Source organism: Rathayibacter sp. Leaf248 (assembly GCF_920939495.1).
Taxonomy (GTDB): domain Bacteria; phylum Actinomycetota; class Actinomycetes; order Actinomycetales; family Microbacteriaceae; genus Rathayibacter; species Rathayibacter caricis.
On the sequence record NZ_CAKLAV010000001.1, the window covers coordinates 1,181,706 to 1,193,814 of the forward strand.

Below are 12,109 nucleotides of genomic sequence, written 5' to 3' on the forward strand. Positions count from 1 at the left end.
GACGCGGAGGACGCCCGGACGGGGGCGGCGGATCGAACGGGAGCCGTCTCAGAGCGCCCAGGAGCCGAGCGGCGGAACGGTCTCGACGCTCCGGCGATCAGCGGAGACGCGCACGCGACTGCCCGAACGATCGTGCCCGCCGACGCACGCGACGACCGTCATCACGAGCTCGGCGTGATCACGGGTGAGGTAGCCGAGGGCGGCGCGCAGGTCGATCGGGAGCCCGGTCGCCAGCGACAGCGCGATGCGGGCGACGGCCTCCTCAGAGAGATCCAGCGCGTGCACGTGACGCTCGAGCGCGGCGAAATTGATCGACCGGTGCGCGCCGGAGCGGGTGCGCAGGACCCAGGGGCGGGCGGAGTCGGCGCATCCTGCGCGGGCGAGGAGCTCCTCCGCGAGCCGCACGGCGGGACCGGCGGGCAGCCGGCTCACGACGAGGCCCGCGTGCGGCGTCGACGGACGGAGCGGACGACGACCGGCACGGCCGCGACGACGAGGCACAGCGCCCCCGCGATCGCCGGGGTGAGCCAGCCGAGCGCGCTGACGCTCTCGACCGACGCGCCGAGGTACTGCCACTCGGCGAGGGCGTGGACGAAGAGGGAGAAGAAGCCCAGGGCCACGCCGGTCAGAGCGGCGACGAGGTCGGCTGGGCGGACGACGCCGCGGCGCCCGGGCGCCGGTGGGGTGTCGCTCGGAGGAGTCCCGGTCGAGAGGGTGTCGACGAGGCCGGTGAGGGTGGGGTCGGGCATCCACCGATCACAGCAGCCCCGGCGGTACCGCGACATCGTCCTCGAGCATGATGTCGCGATCCGAGAGGCTGGTCGTGCGGGCCGGTCAGGCCGGAGCCGGACGCGATCCGAGCGGGGACTGGAAGCGGAGGAGGTAGCCGTCGGGGTCGACGACCAGCAGCTGGCGGACGCCGGCAGCTCGCTCCCCCGTCCGGTACCAGCGCGTCTCGGGCTCGAGGAAGAGCGCGACGCCCGCCTCCCGGAGCGCCACCGCCACGGCGTCGGCGTCGTCGACGCGGATCTGCAGGTTCAGGCCGCGACCGAGCGGACGCTCGAGCGCGCCCGTGATCCAGTCACGCCCCGCGCCGATGCGGTCGAGCATGACGTGGGAGCCGCCGCGGACGAGGTAGGCGAAGCCCTCCTCGGGGCGGGAGTAGCGGACGGAGAAGCCGCAGGGGCCGCACCAGAAGGCCAGGCTGCGCTCGAGATCCCCGACCAGCAGCTCGGGCACGAGGTCGGGGTCGTCGGAGCTCACCGGCACAGGGTGCCACAGCACCGGGCGGACACCCCTCCTCAGTAGGGTGAGGCGATGACCGAGCCGCGATCCTCCGACGAGTGGCCGCTGCGGCAGGCGCCGCCCGCGTTCCCCCTCTCGGCCCTGCTGGTGGTGCCGATCACGATGGCGGTCGCCGGGACCCTGAGTGTGGTCGCGATCTCCCAGCTGGGGTTCGTCCCCGTGCAGATCCTCGTCGTCGGCGGCCTGCCCTACGCGGTCCTGGCGCTCCTCGTGTCCGCCGCCCTGCGGATCCGCGTGCTCCGCCGACCGATCGACGAGCAGGCCGACGACCTCTTCGCGACCGGCCGGAGCCCCGCTCAGCGGATCACCTTCGCCGTCGCCGTCTGGCTGCTCGTGCTCTGGCTCGTCTGGGCCGCGCTCTGGGTGGCGACCGCCGAGGGGGCGTTCCTCCTGCTGGGCGGTCCGCTGGTCGTCGGAGCTGTGATCTCGATCGCGGCGAACGCCCGCCTGCTCTACTCGCCGCGGGTCGCGCTGGCCGAGGTGGAGGCGGTGCGCGCCCACGCACCGGGTCGGGGCGCGATCCTCGCCAACTGGGTCCTGGCTCCCCTGTCGTGGTTCGCCTTCGCGATCCCCGCGACCGTGCTCGTCAGCGACGGCGTCCTGTTCTGACGCCGGCCCGCGTCGTGGGTGTGTGCTCCGGCAGCCCGTTCTCGCGGCGGAAGCGCTCGAGGGCCCGGCGGTCGGGAAGCAGCAGCTTCGGCGCGTCGACGGCCTCGAACGCGCGGAGCAGCCGGAGCCGGCCGGCGCGCGCCGGACCGACGAGGAAGCGCAGCATCGCCAGGCTCACGCGGTCGCGCGTGCCCTCCAGCCCTCCGATCCGATCGCCCGGACTCCACGCGCGGCGGAGGTACCGGAAGACGGTCGTCGGCGTCGTCGCGTCGAGCAGGACGACTCCGGTGGCCCGCTCGAGCCGCTCGGGCAGCCAGCGGGAGTAGTTCCCCTCGATGACCCAGCGCTCACCACGGACGGCGTCGCCGTGCAGAGCCGCGAACTCGTCGTCGGGGCGCTCGACCCAGGCCGTCCCCGGCCGGTGCCGGTACTGGTCGAGGTGCACCACGGGCAGGTCGCGCGAGTGCCCGATCGCGGCGGCCAGGGTCGACTTCCCGCTGGTGGATGGGCCGATCACGCAGATCCGCTCGCCCAGGTCGTCGAGGACGGGCGGGAGCGTCAGCGCGCTTCCTCCGGCGTCTTCGTGCGGCCGGGGAGCAGCAGCAGCCCCGAGACGCCGACGACGATGAGCAGGATCGCGACGACCGTGACGAAGGACGTCAGCGCGAGCACCGGCATGATGATCGTCAGGATCCCGGCGATCACCGAGGCGATCCCCGCCGCGATCGGCAGCCAGGCCGGGCCGGACACTGTGCGGCCGCTCGTGATGCTCGAGACGCCGTCGAGGATCCAGCCGAGGCCGATCACGAGGCCCAGCACGGTGAGGGACTCGAACGGGTTCGAGAGGCAGAGGATGCCGGTCACGAGGATGAGCGCGCCGAGCAGGCCCGCGAGCCACCGCACGCGCGCCTCGAGCCGGGAGGCGGTGAAGGCGAGGAGGAGGCGGAAGACGCCGGCTGCGATCAGGTGGATGCCGAAGACGATCGCGACCGTCAGCAGGGTCGGCCCCGGGATGAGTACGGCGATCACTCCGAGCACGATCGCGATCAGCGAGACGCCGATGATCCAGCTCCGCTCGACGGCGGTGCGGGACAGGGCGGGAGCGGCGTTCTCGGACATGGCGTTCCTTCGCATCGGGAGTGGACGCCTCGAACGCTAGGGCACGTCCGCCGCGCCGCGCACCGCCTTGCGCCCGCGCCGCCCGCCTGTCAGAGGCGCAGACGGCGCAGCAACTGCGCGTTGAGCGCGACGATCACGGTGCTCGCGCTCATCAGCAGGGCGCCGACCTCCATCGGCAGCACGAAGCCGATCGGAGCGAGCACTCCCGCCGCCAGCGGCACGGCCGCCAGGTTGTAGCCGGCGCCCCAGGCGAGGTTCTGCCGCATCTTCGCGGCGGAGGCACGCGAGAGCGTGAGGATCCGCACCACTCCCCGCGGGTCGTCGGAGGCGAGGACCAGACCGGCCGAGGCGATCGCCACGTCCGTCCCCGCGCCGATCGCGATGCCGACATCGGCTCCGGCGAGCGCGGGGGCGTCGTTCACGCCGTCCCCGACCATCGCGACGCGCCGGCCGTCGGCCCGCAGCCGCGCGACGACGTCGCTCTTGCCGCCGGGCAGGACGCCCGCGACGACCTCGTCGATGCCGAGCTCGGCGGCGACCCGTCGGGCGACGGGCTCGGCGTCGCCGGTGACCAGAGCCACGCGCACGCCCTCGCGGCGCAGCGCCGCCACCGCCTCCGCGGACTCCGGGCGCACCGCGTCCTCGAGCACGACGACGCCGAGGACGGCGTCCTCGCGCAGGACGTGCAGCACGGTCGCGCCGCGCTCCGCTGCTCCGGCGCTCTCGGGAAGCGGGGCGAGGCCGCGCTCGGCGAGGAGCGCGGGGCCGCCGACGGCGATCCGGGCGCCGTCGACGACGGCCTCCACTCCGATGCCCCCTCGCGTGAGGAAGCCTTCGGCCCGCCGCTCCGACCCGCCCGCCGCGCGGACGATCGCCGCGGCCAGCGGGTGCTCGCTGTCGCTCTCGACGGCGGCGGCCAGGGCGAGCGACTCCGGGGCGCCGAGCACGTCGACGACCTCGGGACGACCCAGGGTCAGGGTGCCCGTCTTGTCGAAGAGCACGGTGTCGACGGTGCGCATCGCCTCGAGCGCGGCGCGATCGGTCACCAGGATGCCGGCGCGGGCGGCCTTCTCGGTCGCGATCGACACGACGAGCGGGATCGCGAGACCCAGCGCGTGCGGGCACGCGATGACGAGGACGCTGACGGTGCGCACGAGAGCCGTGTCGGGCATCCCGAGCGCGACCCAGACCACGGCGGTGACGACGGCGGCGCCGAGCGCGAACCAGAAGAGCAGCGCGGCGAAGCGGTCGGCGAGCCTCTGCGCGCGCGACGAGGAGTACTGAGCCTGCGCGACCAGGCGGCGGATGCCGGCGAGCGCGGTGTCGTCGCCGGTCGCATCGACGCGGAGGCGCAGCCGGGCGTCGGTCGCGACGCTGCCCGCGACGAGGCGGTCGCCGACCGTGCGCGCCACGGTGCGCGACTCCCCCGTCAGCACCGACTCGTCGATCTCGGCGGACCCCTCGAGGATCTCGCCGTCGGCCGGGACGCGGGCTCCGGGCCGGACGAGGACGACGTCGCCGACCGCGAGGCCCTCGGGCCGGATCCGCTCGACGCCGTCGGGCGTCTCGCGCTCGGCCTCGTCGGGCAGGAGAGCGGCGAGCGAGTCGAGGGCGCTGGAGGCCTGCGCGAGCGAGCGCATCTCGATCCAGTGGCCCAGCAGCATGATCACGATCAGGAGCGCGAGCTCCCACCAGAAGTCGAGGCCGTGCGGCAGCAGTCCGGTGCTCGCGCCGAGCGACGACACGAAGGCGACGCTGATCGCGAGGGCGATCAGCAGCATCATGCCGGGGGTGCGGGAGCGGATCTCGTCGAGCGCGCCCGTGAGGAACGGGCGGCCGCCGAGGACGAAGAGCACCGTGCCGAGCACGGGCGGGACCCACGCGATCCAGGAGGCGGAGGGGAGCCGGTAGCCGACGAGGTCGGCGAACATCGGGCTCAGCAGCACCGTGGGCACGGCGACGACCAGCATCGACCAGAAGAGGCGGCGGAACATCGCGACGTGGCCGGAGTGGCCGTGGCCTCCGTGGCCGGAGTGCCCGTCGTGGCCGTGGTCTCCGTGGCCCGAGTGCCCCTCGTCTCCGGAGTGGTCCTGCTGTCCGTGCCCGGCGAGGCTCCGAGCGTCGTCTCCCCGGTCGTGCCCGTGCTCGACCGCTGCATCCGTCTCGTGCGTCATGCGCTTCTCCTTTCGATACCCCCGGGGGGTATTAACGAAGGAAGGTGGGGACTATTCCCGATCCGACGGAGCGGGTCGCGGCCGAAGCAGTGACCCGACCCGAGCTCAGTGCTTCGGCGACGATCCCGCCGCGCGGTGACGGCGGATGCTGCGGACGACGAGCAGCAGCACCAGGACCCCGATCGCGCCGTAGATGATCGCGTCGAGCACCCCCGCGTACTGGTCGACGAGCTCGTACTGCGTGCCGAGTGCGGCACCCAGGCCGATGAGCAGGCCGTTCCAGACGCCCGAGCCCAGGATCGTGAGGGCCGAGAACAGCAGGAGGTTCATCCGCTCGGCCCCCGCCGGGAGCGAGATCAGGCTGCGCACTCCCGGGATCAGCCGGCCGAACAGCACCGCCCAGGTGCCGTGACGGCGGAACCAGCCGACCGCCTTCTCGAAGTCCTCGCGGTCGACCAGCGGCAGCTTCGAGAGCAGGCGGATCGAGCGCTCGGTGCCGATGCGGTACCCGAGCCAGTAGAGGACGAGCCCGCCGAGGTACGCGCCGAGCGTCGCGGTGATCACGACGAGCATGAGGTTCATCCGGCCCTGCTGGGCGAGGAAGCCCGCCAGCGGCAGCACCAGCTCGCTCGGGATCGGCGGGAACACCGTCTCGATGAGCGTCAGCAGTCCGACGCCCACCTCGCCGAGCGCGGCGATCACCCGCGCAGCGACGCCGACGAGCCCGGAGAGCTGGTCGATGCTGTCGGAGGAGGTGGAGGCCGTAGAGGCAGGGGCGAGGGCGAGGGTCGCGATCGTCATGACTGAGAAGCTACTCAGTGCCCGAGCGCTCCACCTGGGAATCCGACGGCGTGGTCGATCCGGGCGGTCAGGGAGCGCCGGTGAGGACGACCTCTCCGGACTCCTGCAGACGGACCTCGACCGAGGCGATGTCGGCGAGCGGCAGGCCGGTCGCGAGGGTCGGGTGCATCGAGCTGCCGGGCGTGCTCGTCCACGATCCGATCGGCTCGGAGCCGCCCGAGGTGTCGGTCACGTACATCACGTACCCGACCGACCGCGCACCGGGCGAGGACCCTTCGGTGCTCTCACCCCAGCTACAGTCCATGTCGATCCGCGTGCCCCAGTCCTCGGCGACGAACTCGACCGTCGCCTCCACGGGCACTCCCGGCTCGCTCGCGAGCGAGACCGTGTATCCCGTGGTGTCGACTGTCGCGGCGGTCTCGCCGACGACCATCGGCAGCGCGATCGCGGCGGCGGCCGAGACTCCGGCGGCCGCGAGCACGAGGCCCGCGACCCGCACGCGCGTGCGGCGCCGGACGGAGTCGGTGGCCGCGGCGAGCCGGGACAGGAGCGCCGGCGGCGCGGTCTCGGCGAGCTGCTCCGGAGGGGTCTCGAGCAGGCGCAGCGCCTCCTCGGCCGGCAGGTGCGCGAGGAGACCGGGCAGCGGCACGAACTCGCCGAGGCCCTCCCGGCACGCGGGGCAGGCTCGGAGGTGCTGCTCGTAGGCGCGGCGGTCGGCGCTCGACAGCGATCCGAGCAGGTAGGCGGCGTCCCAGTCCCGGAAGGCGTCGCCCTCGGATGCGTCGTCACGCGCGTCGGTGCTCACAGCTCGGTCACTCCTCTCTCCTGCAAGGCGAGCTTGAGCGCCCGCATGCCGTAGTGCATCCGCGACTTCACGGTGCCGGGCGCGATGCCCAGCAGGTCGGCGATCTCGGCGACGGACCGGCCGCCGTAGTACGCGTGCACGATCACCGTGCGGTGCTCGAGGCTGATGCCGCTGAGCGCGTCCGAGAGCAGCCACGCGTCGAGCACCTGGTCGGTGCGGTCGGCGGACGGGCGCTCCGGCACCTCGTCGGTGCCGATCTCGCGGGCGTAGCGGGCGCTGCGACGGTCGTCGATCACGAGGTTGCGGGCGACGGTGTAGAGCCACGAGCGCGCCGCGGCCTCGCCCTGAGCGAGGATCGCGGGGTTCTTCCACGCGCGCAGCAGCGCCTCCTGCACCACGTCCTCCGCCATCTGGCGGTCGCCGGTGAGCCGGAGGACGAACCTCCACAGCGCCGCCGAGTGCTCGTCGTGCAGGGCACGCAGCAGCTCGGCCTGATCCTCGGACATGCACCACCTCTGACCCGTCCAACGTAACGGCGGCCCGTCCGGTTCATCCACGCCCCGGTTCGCGCCGACGGCCGCACTCTGGTACTCCGGGTACGGTGACCTTCCCCGACGCCGCCGATGCGGCCCGCGTGCGCGTGTTCCTGCGCGAGAACCGCGAGCAGATCCTCGCCGACGTCCGCCACCTCGTGATGATCGAGAGCCCGAGCGACTCGCTCGAGGCCCTCGGTGAGCTGCACGCCTACCTCGTGCACTGGGTCGGCGAGCGCCTCGGCCACGCCGCCGAGATCGAGCACCAGCGCGAGCAGGACGCTCCGCGTGCCTCGAGCTGGACCTTCCCGGGCAGCGCGCCGGGCCGGGGCCCGCGGGGGTCGCGGCCGTTCGTGGCGCTGCTCGGCCACTACGACACGGTCTGGCCGCTCGGCACGACCCGGGCCTGGCCCTTCGCGGTCGACGGCGACCGGCTCAGCGGTCCTGGCACCTACGACATGAAGGTCGGGCTGGTGCAGATGGTCTGGGTCGTCGCGGCGCTGCGGCACGCGCGCCTGGAGCACCCCGCGATCCGACTGGTGATGAACGGCGACGAGGAGGTCGGCAGCCTCGTCTCGCGCTCGTTCCTCGAGCACCAGAGCCGGGGCGCCGAGGCCGCGCTCGTCTTCGAGGGCGCGATCGGCGACGCGGTGAAGACCGCCCGCAAGGGCATCGGCAACTTCGTCGTCGACGTCGTCGGCATCGAGGCGCACGCCGGCGTCGAGCCCGAGAAGGGCGCGAGCGCGATCCACGAGCTCGGCGCCCTGATCCCCCGGGTGCTCGGCATCGCGCGGCCCGAGGCGGGGACCACCGTCAACATCGGCCTGATCGGCGGCGGCAGCCGGGTCAACGTGACGACCGCGAAGGTGCGGCTCGAGCTCGAGGCGCGCATCCGGAACTCGGCCGAGGCGGCTCGCGTCGAGGCCGAGATGAACGCCCTGCAGGCCAGTGACGAGCGGATCCGCATCGAGGTCCGCGGATCGTGGCAGCGCCCGGTGTTCGAGCGGACCGCCGCCGTCGGCGCCCTGTTCCGCCGGGCCGAGCGCCTCGCCCGCACCATGGACCTGCCGCTCGTCGAGACCGCGGTCGGCGGAGCGAGCGACGGCAACCTGATCGCGGCCCTCGGCATCCCGGTGCTCGACGGCCTCGGCGCCCCCGGAGCGGGGGCGCACGCCCGCGGCGAGTCGGTGAGCATCGAGGGGATCCTCGAGCGCACCACCCTCGCCGCCCTACTGGTGGCGAGCTTCGCCGCAGAAGGGGAGCGACTCCCGTGATCCATGAATCGAGACCGGTCGGGATCGTCATCGACGCGCCCGCCGACGAGGTCTACTCCTTCATCGTCGATCCCTCGAACCTGCCCCTCTGGGCCGCGGGGCTCGCGGAGTCGGACGTCGAGGAGGTCGACGGGCGCTGGTTCGCCGACTCCCCGATGGGGCGCGTGGAGGTGGTCTTCGCTCCGCGGAACCCCTTCGGAGTCGCGGACCACCGCGTGATCAACGCCGAGGGGCGCGTCTTCGACAACCCGCTGCGGGTCCTGGCGAACGGGGACGGAGCCGAAGTGGCCTTCACCGTGCGCCGGTACGAGGGGATGACGCTCGAGCAGTGGGACGAGGACTGCGGTCGCGTCGCGGCCGATCTGGAGACCCTCCGCGGACTGCTGGAGCGCACCGGCGACTGAGCGTGCTCTAGATTCGTTGCAGCCCGGCGAGCGCCGGTCGCCCGCGCGAGAACGTTGGATGCGATGACCTCTCCCGACCAGACTCCCGTCCGCCCCGCCGGCGGCATCGAGCTCAACGGCCTCGACACGATCCAGGAGTCGGAGCGGCACGGCCGCCCGCGCGACCTGTTCTGGCCGTGGTTCGCGGCGAACGTGTCGGTGCTGGGCCTGAGCTACGGCTCGTTCCTGCTCGGATTCGGCCTCTCCTTCGCGCAGGCCACCGCCGTCGCCGTCATCGGCATCGTCGTGTCCTTCCTCTTCTGCGGGTTCGTCGCCGTGGCGGGCAAGCGCGGCTCCGCGCCGACGATGGTGCTCAGCCGCGCCTCGTTCGGGGTGAACGGCAACCGCCTGGTCTCCGTGATCTCCTGGCTGCTCACCGTGGGCTGGGAGACCGTGCTCGCCTCGCTCGCCGTGCTCGCGACCGCCACCGTCTTCGAGGAGTTCGGCTGGGACGGCGGAGTGCTGACGAAGGTCGTCGCGCTGATCGTGGTGGCCGCGCTGATCGTGATCGCCGGGGTCGTGGGCTTCCGCCTGATCATGCGCCTCCAGCTCGCGATCACCGTCGCCACCGGCGTGCTCACGGTGGTCTACGTCGCCCTCGTGCTCGACGACATCGACCTCGGCGCGGTCGCGAGCCTGCCCTCCGGCTCGGCCGGCGCCGTGATCGGCGGACTCGTGTTCATGATGACCGGCTTCGGACTGGGCTGGGTGAACGCGGCGGCCGACTACTCCCGCTACCTGCCGCGCACGGCGGGGACCGGCGGAGTGATCGCCTGGACGACCATCGGCGGCGCGGTGGCCCCGGTCGTCCTCGTGGTGGTGGGCCTCCTGCTCGCCGGCTCGTCGCAGGAGCTGTCGGACGCGATCGCGGCCGACCCGATCGGCGCGCTCGCGACGATCCTGCCGACCTGGTTCCTCCTCCCGTTCATCGTCGTGGCCCTGCTCGGACTCATCGGCGGCGCGGTCATGGACATCTACTCCTCGGGCCTCGCACTTCTCAGCACCGGGCTCAAGGTCTCGCGACCGGTCGCCGCCGGCATCGACGGGGTGCTGATGGTGCTCGGCGCGATCTACGTCGTGTTCGTCGCGGGCGACTTCCTCGGCCCGTTCCAGGGCTTCCTGATCACGCTGGGCGTGCCGATCGCCGCGTGGCTGGGCGTGTTCCTCGCCGACCTCCTCCTCCGTCGCCGCGACTATGACCAGGAGGCGCTCTACGACGCGCGGGGCCGCTACGGCAGCGTCTCGATCGCGCCGGTGCTGCTCGTGGTGGTCGGCTCGGTGATCGGCTGGGGCCTCGTGGTCAACTCCTCGCCCGGCTTCGGCTGGGAGGGCTACCTGCTCGGGCCGATCGGCGGACGCGAGGGCGAGTGGGCCTACGCCAACCTCGGAGTCCTCGCGGCGCTCGTGATCGGGTTCGTCGGCGCTCTCGTCTCGTCCTCGGCGAGCGTGCGCCGGCAGGAGTCGCGCGCGTGAGCCTGCTCGTCGCGATCGACCTGCAGCACGTCTTCGCCGACGCGGACTCGCCGTGGGGGTCGTCGGAGTTCGCGCGGGCGGCCGCCGGGACGGCGCGGCTCCTCCCCCTCTTCGGCGACCGGGTCGTGACCACCCGGTTCACCGCGCCGACCGAGCCGCAGGGCGCCTGGGTGCCGTACTACCGGGACTGGCCGTTCGCGCTCGTGCCGGACGGCGATCCGCTCTACGCCCTCGTGCCCGGCTTCGACGGTCACCGGGTGCTCACGGCGACGACGTTCGGCAAGTGGGGGCCCGAGCTCGAGGCGCTGCTCGACGACTCGCGCGAGATCGTGCTGACCGGGGTGTCGACGGACTGCTGCGTGCTGTCGACGGCGCTGGCGGCGGCGGACGCGGGGGTGCGCGTGCGCGTCGTCCAGGACGCGTGCGCGGGCGCCTCCGAGACGGACCACCGGCGCGCGCTGGACGCGATGGCGCTCTACGCGCCGCTGATCGAGCTGACGACCGTGGACGAGGTGCTCGCGGAGGGCGTCGCACGCAGCTGAGCGGCGCTCCCGACCGCCGCTGTGCCTCGGACGCCGTCTACCGGCATGATGGGCGGATGCCCAGCACGGACGGCCGCGAGTCGGCAGCACCCCGGATCCTCGTCGTCGGCGAAGCGCTGATCGACATCGTCGAGCGCGACGGCGCGAGCAGCGAGCACGTCGGCGGCTCGCCCGCCAACGTCGCGCTCACCCTGGCGCGACTCGGACGCGACGCGACCCTCGTCACCGACATCGCCGACGACGAGCGCGGACGCCGCATCGGCGAGCACCTCGGCGCCTCGGGGGTGAGCGTCGTGCACGGCGACGCTCCCCGCACCTCGACCGCGAAGGCCCGGATCCGGCCCGACGGCTCGGCGGAGTACGAGTTCGACCTGTCGTGGAACCCGCCCGCCGCAGACCCGACGCCCTTCGGGCACGTGCACACCGGCTCGATCGCCGTCTACCTCGAGCCCGGCGGATCCGCGATCCTCGACCTGCTGGAGGCGCTGCCGGCCGGCACGACCGCGAGCGTGGACGCGAACATCCGTCCGGCCCTGGTCGGCCCGCACGCCGCGGCGCTCGCGCGCTTCGAGCGGGTCGCCGCCTCGTGCGAGATCGTGAAGCTCAGCGACGAGGACGCCGAGTGGCTCTACCCCACGGTGCAGCTCGACGAGGTGCTCACCCGGATCCTCGGCCTGGGCGCGCGGCTCGCCGTCATCACCCGCGGCGGGGAGGGACTGCTCCTCGCGTCCGCCGTCGCCCGGGCGACGGTGCCGGCCGCCCGCATCGTCGTGGCCGACACGATCGGAGCCGGCGACTCCGCGATGGGCGCGATCCTCGACGAGGCGTTCCGGCAGGGGCTCGGCGCGCCGAACGGGATGCTGCTCGACGAGCCCGCCCTGCGGGCGATCGGACGCTGGGCGGCGCGGGTCGCCGGCATCACGACCTCGCGCGCCGGGGCGAACCCGCCCACCCGCGTCGAGGCCGAGACGGAGTAGATCGTCACGGACCCGTCACACGACGGGTCTTCCGCGCGGGGTGGGGGCTGTTCC

General features: G+C 73.3%; 15 protein-coding genes. 6 read left to right on the forward strand and 9 right to left on the reverse strand.

Going from position 1 to position 12,109, the window contains the following annotated elements; translation table 11 throughout:
* Positions 1–48: 48 nt before the first annotated feature.
* From LRG51_RS05760 to LRG51_RS05770, 3 genes are all read right to left on the reverse strand, one after another.
* Complete coding sequence (locus LRG51_RS05760) at positions 49–432, reverse strand: hypothetical protein (protein WP_230671623.1); 384 nt, start codon at positions 430–432, stop codon at positions 49–51.
* Complete coding sequence (locus LRG51_RS05765) at positions 429–749, reverse strand: hypothetical protein (protein ID WP_107574763.1); 321 nt, start codon at positions 747–749, stop codon at positions 429–431. The genes LRG51_RS05760 and LRG51_RS05765 overlap by 4 nt, the downstream gene beginning before the upstream one ends.
* Positions 750–834: 85 nt before the next feature.
* Complete coding sequence (locus LRG51_RS05770) at positions 835–1,263, reverse strand: bleomycin resistance protein (protein ID WP_055789011.1); 429 nt, start codon at positions 1,261–1,263, stop codon at positions 835–837.
* 54 nt (positions 1,264–1,317) lie between these two features.
* Here LRG51_RS05770 and LRG51_RS05775 point away from each other — a divergent pair, with 54 nt between their 5' ends.
* A complete protein-coding gene (locus LRG51_RS05775) occupies positions 1,318–1,914 on the forward strand; it encodes a hypothetical protein (protein WP_230671625.1) in 597 nt (198 codons plus the stop codon).
* On the opposite strand, the gene LRG51_RS05780 is transcribed toward LRG51_RS05775, so the two are convergent.
* From LRG51_RS05780 to LRG51_RS05805, 6 genes are all read right to left on the reverse strand, one after another.
* The gene (locus LRG51_RS05780) at positions 1,892–2,431 is read right to left on the reverse strand and encodes a hypothetical protein (protein WP_230671627.1); all 540 of its coding nucleotides are present in this window, start codon (positions 2,429–2,431) and stop codon (positions 1,892–1,894) included. The two genes, LRG51_RS05775 and LRG51_RS05780, sit on opposite strands and share 23 nt — an antisense overlap.
* Positions 2,432–2,472: 41 nt before the next feature.
* Positions 2,473–3,033, reverse strand: coding sequence for an HdeD family acid-resistance protein (locus tag LRG51_RS05785; RefSeq protein WP_055787874.1), 561 nt, complete (start codon positions 3,031–3,033; stop codon positions 2,473–2,475).
* Between the two features lie 89 nt (positions 3,034–3,122).
* Entirely contained in the window at positions 3,123–5,207 is a 2,085-nt protein-coding gene (locus tag LRG51_RS05790) for a copper-translocating P-type ATPase (protein WP_230671629.1), read from the reverse strand.
* Positions 5,208–5,312: 105 nt separating this feature from the next.
* Entirely contained in the window at positions 5,313–6,008 is a 696-nt protein-coding gene (locus LRG51_RS05795) for a DedA family protein (protein WP_230671631.1), read from the reverse strand.
* 67 nt (positions 6,009–6,075) lie between these two features.
* Positions 6,076–6,813: an anti-sigma factor family protein gene (locus tag LRG51_RS05800; RefSeq protein WP_230671633.1), complete on the reverse strand. Its 738-nt coding sequence runs from the start codon at positions 6,811–6,813 to the stop codon at positions 6,076–6,078.
* Positions 6,810–7,319, reverse strand: coding sequence for a sigma-70 family RNA polymerase sigma factor (locus LRG51_RS05805; protein ID WP_230671635.1), 510 nt, complete (start codon positions 7,317–7,319; stop codon positions 6,810–6,812). The genes LRG51_RS05800 and LRG51_RS05805 overlap by 4 nt, the downstream gene beginning before the upstream one ends.
* Positions 7,320–7,414: 95 nt before the next feature.
* On the opposite strand from LRG51_RS05805, the gene LRG51_RS05810 reads away from it, so the two are divergent.
* The 5 genes from LRG51_RS05810 to LRG51_RS05830 all read left to right on the forward strand — a co-directional run bounded on the left by LRG51_RS05810 (position 7,415) and on the right by LRG51_RS05830 (position 12,055).
* Complete coding sequence (locus tag LRG51_RS05810; protein ID WP_107574758.1) at positions 7,415–8,620, forward strand: M20/M25/M40 family metallo-hydrolase; 1,206 nt, start codon at positions 7,415–7,417, stop codon at positions 8,618–8,620.
* Entirely contained in the window at positions 8,617–9,024 is a 408-nt protein-coding gene (locus LRG51_RS05815) for an SRPBCC family protein (RefSeq protein ID WP_230671637.1), read from the forward strand. Before LRG51_RS05810 ends, LRG51_RS05815 begins: the two co-directional genes overlap by 4 nt.
* Before the next feature lie 63 nt (positions 9,025–9,087).
* Positions 9,088–10,536: a purine-cytosine permease family protein gene (locus LRG51_RS05820; protein WP_107574757.1), complete on the forward strand. Its 1,449-nt coding sequence runs from the start codon at positions 9,088–9,090 to the stop codon at positions 10,534–10,536.
* The gene (locus LRG51_RS05825) at positions 10,533–11,078 is read left to right on the forward strand and encodes a cysteine hydrolase family protein (RefSeq protein WP_107574756.1); all 546 of its coding nucleotides are present in this window, start codon (positions 10,533–10,535) and stop codon (positions 11,076–11,078) included. The genes LRG51_RS05820 and LRG51_RS05825 overlap by 4 nt, the downstream gene beginning before the upstream one ends.
* A 56-nt stretch (positions 11,079–11,134) precedes the next feature.
* Positions 11,135–12,055: a carbohydrate kinase family protein gene (locus LRG51_RS05830; RefSeq protein WP_230671639.1), complete on the forward strand. Its 921-nt coding sequence runs from the start codon at positions 11,135–11,137 to the stop codon at positions 12,053–12,055.
* The last annotated feature ends 54 nt before the right edge of the window (positions 12,056–12,109 follow it).

Bases quoted from the DNA above. Each gene is read 5' to 3' on its own strand.
- LRG51_RS05765 (WP_107574763.1), bottom strand. From the start codon at position 749: ATGCCCGACCCCACCCTCACCGGCCTCGTCGACACCCTCTCGACCGGG.
- LRG51_RS05775 (WP_230671625.1), top strand. From the start codon at position 1,318: ATGACCGAGCCGCGATCCTCCGACGAGTGGCCGCTGCGGCAGGCGCCG.
- LRG51_RS05785 (WP_055787874.1), bottom strand. From the start codon at position 3,033: ATGTCCGAGAACGCCGCTCCCGCCCTGTCCCGCACCGCCGTCGAGCGG.
- LRG51_RS05790 (WP_230671629.1), bottom strand. From the start codon at position 5,207: ATGACGCACGAGACGGATGCAGCGGTCGAGCACGGGCACGACCGGGGA.
- LRG51_RS05795 (WP_230671631.1), bottom strand. From the start codon at position 6,008: ATGACGATCGCGACCCTCGCCCTCGCCCCTGCCTCTACGGCCTCCACC.
- LRG51_RS05805 (WP_230671635.1), bottom strand. From the start codon at position 7,319: ATGTCCGAGGATCAGGCCGAGCTGCTGCGTGCCCTGCACGACGAGCAC.
- LRG51_RS05820 (WP_107574757.1), top strand. From the start codon at position 9,088: ATGACCTCTCCCGACCAGACTCCCGTCCGCCCCGCCGGCGGCATCGAG.
- LRG51_RS05830 (WP_230671639.1), top strand. From the start codon at position 11,135: ATGCCCAGCACGGACGGCCGCGAGTCGGCAGCACCCCGGATCCTCGTC.